Source organism: Clostridium sp. LS (assembly GCF_002760435.1).
GTDB lineage: Bacteria > Bacillota > Clostridia > Clostridiales > Clostridiaceae > Clostridium.
Genome location: NZ_AUUU01000138.1, coordinates 1 through 3,673, shown reverse-complemented (window position 1 = coordinate 3,673; position 3,673 = coordinate 1). Strand labels below are relative to the sequence as shown.

The following is a 3,673-nucleotide window of genomic DNA, read 5'->3' as shown; positions in this document are numbered from 1 at the left end:
TTTAAATCTATTATTTTAAATTTTGTATCCTCATACATATCTACTCTAAATTTAACGTATTTTCTTTCTCTCATCTTCATCAATCTCCTTAAAATTTTATTTTTTAATACCATCTATTTAAGTTATATGGTTTACTTAATAAAATTACAGGAAATTTCTTAAACTTTTTTAAATAAAATTAGATTTAACCATAATTTCATTAAATTTGAACCTTATTAGGATCTAGGAGATTCTGGATAAGCTTCATACATAATAGTATTAAAATTCTCATTCATTTCTAGATATTACTTAGCGATATACCTTTTTAATTAATATCAAAATAGCCCCCACCCTTTTTAAGGTGGAGGCTATTTCACTCTCATAATTATCTTTGTCTCTCAATTAAAATATAAACACAGCATTATACCATTCCCGCTGGCAATGGCATATATTCTCGTTCTTATATATAAGGCATTTATTTATTAGCCAATTTAATTGCAAAATCCAATACTTTTTGCCCATTCATCATTCCATAGTCAACCATTGGAATTATATCAACTGGAACACCTTTAGGTTCGCATAACTTTCTAGCTTTTGCTATTGTGTATCCAACTTGTGGTCCTAGTAGTGCTACATCCACATTATCTAAATGTTTGTCCATTTGACTTTCTGGGAAAGCTTCAATATCTACCTCTATGCCTTTAGTCTTAGCTGCATCTTTCATCTTACTTACTAAAAGACTTGTTGACATTCCTGCTGCACAAAATAATCTAATCACTAACATAACATATCCCCTCCTGCAATTCTCAATATATTCATTAGTATGAATTTATTATATACCTACATTCACACTTTGTAAATGATTACTTGAATAATATTCCAAACCTATATTTTTAATTTGAAAAAGTTTGTGTACCCATGTACTTACCGTTGCCGTACAATACTCCTATACCAACTCTATGATAAGAAGAGTTCATCATATTTGCCCTATGTCCTGGAGAATTCCACCACTGATCAAACAGTTGAACTGGATCATAATTATTATATGCTATATTTTCTCCTGTTATAGTATATTTGTAGCCCATTATTTTTAACCAGCTTGTCCAATCATTTCCTTGAGGAGTGGTATGATCAAAATAACCATATTGTATCATATGATTACTTTTATATCTTGCCTCTTGAAGTAACGTATTATCTATAACTAATGGCTGTAACCCAGCTTGGGTTCTCTTTTCATTCATATACTTAAGGATTTCATTTTCAGCTGATTCCTGAATACTTACAGTATAATTATTTGGTAATTGAGGTAATCCACTTATGTAGGTATTGCTGCTAGTTCCATTAGAATTATTAGATTGCGTAGCTCTTTGAGTATAGTTTTCAATAACTTGTCCACATGTTTTCTGACTATTATATGTACTTTCATTCGTTGTTTGGTTTGAATTAACAATACTTTGTAATCTTCCTGATTCATTGAAGTAATACGATATGCCATTTAGATTTACAGTGCCTGTCTGCATTCCATCTTCATAATCAAGATAATACCAACTATTATTGTCTTTTAACCAACCAGTTTTCATTGCACCTGAACCATCAAAATAATACCAAGATCCATTAACGTCTACCCAACCTTCTAGCATTTCTCCTGAATGATTTAAATAGTACCAGTTACCTTTATCATAAATCCACCCTACTTGCATTTTCCCATCTGAATCGAAGTAATACCACACATTTGAAATATTCTTCCACCCTTTAGTTATTGTACTTCCTTCCGGATAACTCCAAGTCATATCGGAATTTTCTTTCCACTCTGCAGATACTCCTAATGGTAACATCGCAATAATTGCTGCAGCTGCAACTGTCTTCGTTGTTTTCGTAAAAAAAGTTTTCTTCATTAGTTTTTCCCCTCTTCTTTAGTTTTTAGTAAGTTTAATACAAGTTAGTTTTTTAATTAGCTGTAATCGTTTAATTTTCTTCCAAAAGTTGTCCTTACATTAATCTTAACACATAATCGACAAATTACAACTTATTGGCAAGCCATTTATATGTAAATGTTTAAATTATCTATATTTTACTCTAAAATTTATACTATTTCTTATATTTCCTGTGCCCCCTTCTCCTTCCCCCCATATCATAATATTTACTATTATTTTTTATTTCTATAGGTATTGTAAGTTTATCTCATAAAAATCTCTGTTTAACAATTAAGATAAAAATTCATATATTAATAAAGTAGATAAAATTGAAGAGGAGCTGCAATGTATAAGAAAGGCGATTTTCATGTTCATTCCACCTTTTCAGATGGAGGATGTACCCCTAAAGAAATAGTTATGATTTCTAAAAGAAGAAATGTAGATATTATTGCTTTAACTGACCACAATAATACTTGTGGTATAGACGAAGCAATAGCTGCCGGAAAAGAGATTGGAGTTAAAGTAATTCCTGGCGTTGAACTTTCTACACGATATAATAACTGCCGCGTACATGTTTTAGGTTATTTTAAAGATGATAGCTATAAAAATGAGCTCCTCATAGAAGTATTAAAAAATATAAAAAGTCACAGATTATCAGCAATTAAACACTTATTAGGAAAATTTATTGATTTTTATGATAAGAAAGATAGATTACACGTGGAAACTGGAATTGAAATTCTTAAGTTCTTTGGTGCTACTGTCATTTTAGCACATCCTGTACTTTTAAATAGAAAGGATTTTCATGAGATTATAAAAATGAATTTTGATGGACTTGAAGCAAAATACTTTAGTAATAATACTGAGGATACAGAATACTTTTTAAATGTAGCTAAAGATAGAAATCTACTTTATACTGCAGGTTCAGATTTTCATAGTACAAATGAACTTTATAGGACTCATGGAATGATAGGCGATGTATACTTAAGCGAACAAGAAATATATAACTTTTTAGTCGGAGGTAATTTACTTTATGTATAATTTGAATAAAATATCCACTCAAAGTTATATCTATATTCATTGAATATAACTTTATTACTTATAAATTAAAAATACAAATATACTAGTTATAAATTATAAGTAGAAAGTGACAAGTTAAGAATGAAATTCCCACTTTAACAAAAATGATTTTACAAAAGATTTCTATAAAAAATATGTGGGGTTCTCCTGCAATCTGCAACTTATAACTTGTCTCTTATAACTAATAATAATCTTTAATTTTTTAAGCCTAGATTATACATATTCTAAATGTCCATAGTTTCTTCCTCATTCTCTAGTTTTTTTCTTTTAGATATTACTTCTTTTACTATCAATGCTGTTGTAATTGCACTTACTACGCATAATGCAGGCACTAATGCTGCAATTCCTGCCACCAAAATTCCTTTTCCAGTGAACTTTACATCAAGATTTTTATCTCTTGATTTTATGTTTATATTAACACAATCCATTTCTTTTCCTAATTTATTTACCTTATTAAATGACCCGTTTATAATTTCCCTATTAAACTCAAACATATAACCCTCTCCTTACAATCACATATTTAACTTAAACCTTATTCTTATAATTTATAAAACACTTCTACAATTGATTATATACCAAAAATTTACTATACAAAATAAATTATTATAAAAAAATCGCAATCGACTGTGGAGCTGGAGATTTTTTTCGCGCATCTGCCTTTTCGAACGTATGTGAGAAAAATATGGCAGGCGAATAAGATTTAT

The 3,673-nt window shown here is 29.4% G+C and carries 4 protein-coding genes; 1 reads left to right on the top strand and 3 read right to left on the bottom strand.

From position 1 onward, the window contains the following. Positions 1-454: 454 nt before the first annotated feature. Both COL3_RS24130 and COL3_RS24125 read right to left on the bottom strand, forming a co-directional pair. Positions 455-763 (bottom strand): PTS sugar transporter subunit IIB, encoded by a 309-nt coding sequence (locus COL3_RS24130; RefSeq protein WP_008421947.1) that lies wholly within the window; start codon positions 761-763, stop codon positions 455-457. Between the two features lie 109 nt (positions 764-872). Next, complete coding sequence (locus COL3_RS24125; RefSeq protein ID WP_008421946.1) at positions 873-1,874, bottom strand: CAP domain-containing protein; 1,002 nt, start codon at positions 1,872-1,874, stop codon at positions 873-875. Positions 1,875-2,237: 363 nt separating this feature from the next. On the opposite strand from COL3_RS24125, the gene COL3_RS24120 reads away from it, so the two are divergent. After that, positions 2,238-2,930 (top strand): PHP domain-containing protein, encoded by a 693-nt coding sequence (locus COL3_RS24120; RefSeq protein ID WP_008421945.1) that lies wholly within the window; start codon positions 2,238-2,240, stop codon positions 2,928-2,930. A 263-nt stretch (positions 2,931-3,193) separates the two neighbouring features. On the opposite strand, the gene COL3_RS24115 is transcribed toward COL3_RS24120, so the two are convergent. Next, positions 3,194-3,463, bottom strand: coding sequence for a hypothetical protein (locus tag COL3_RS24115; protein ID WP_008421944.1), 270 nt, complete (start codon positions 3,461-3,463; stop codon positions 3,194-3,196). Positions 3,464-3,673: the final 210 nt, after the last annotated feature.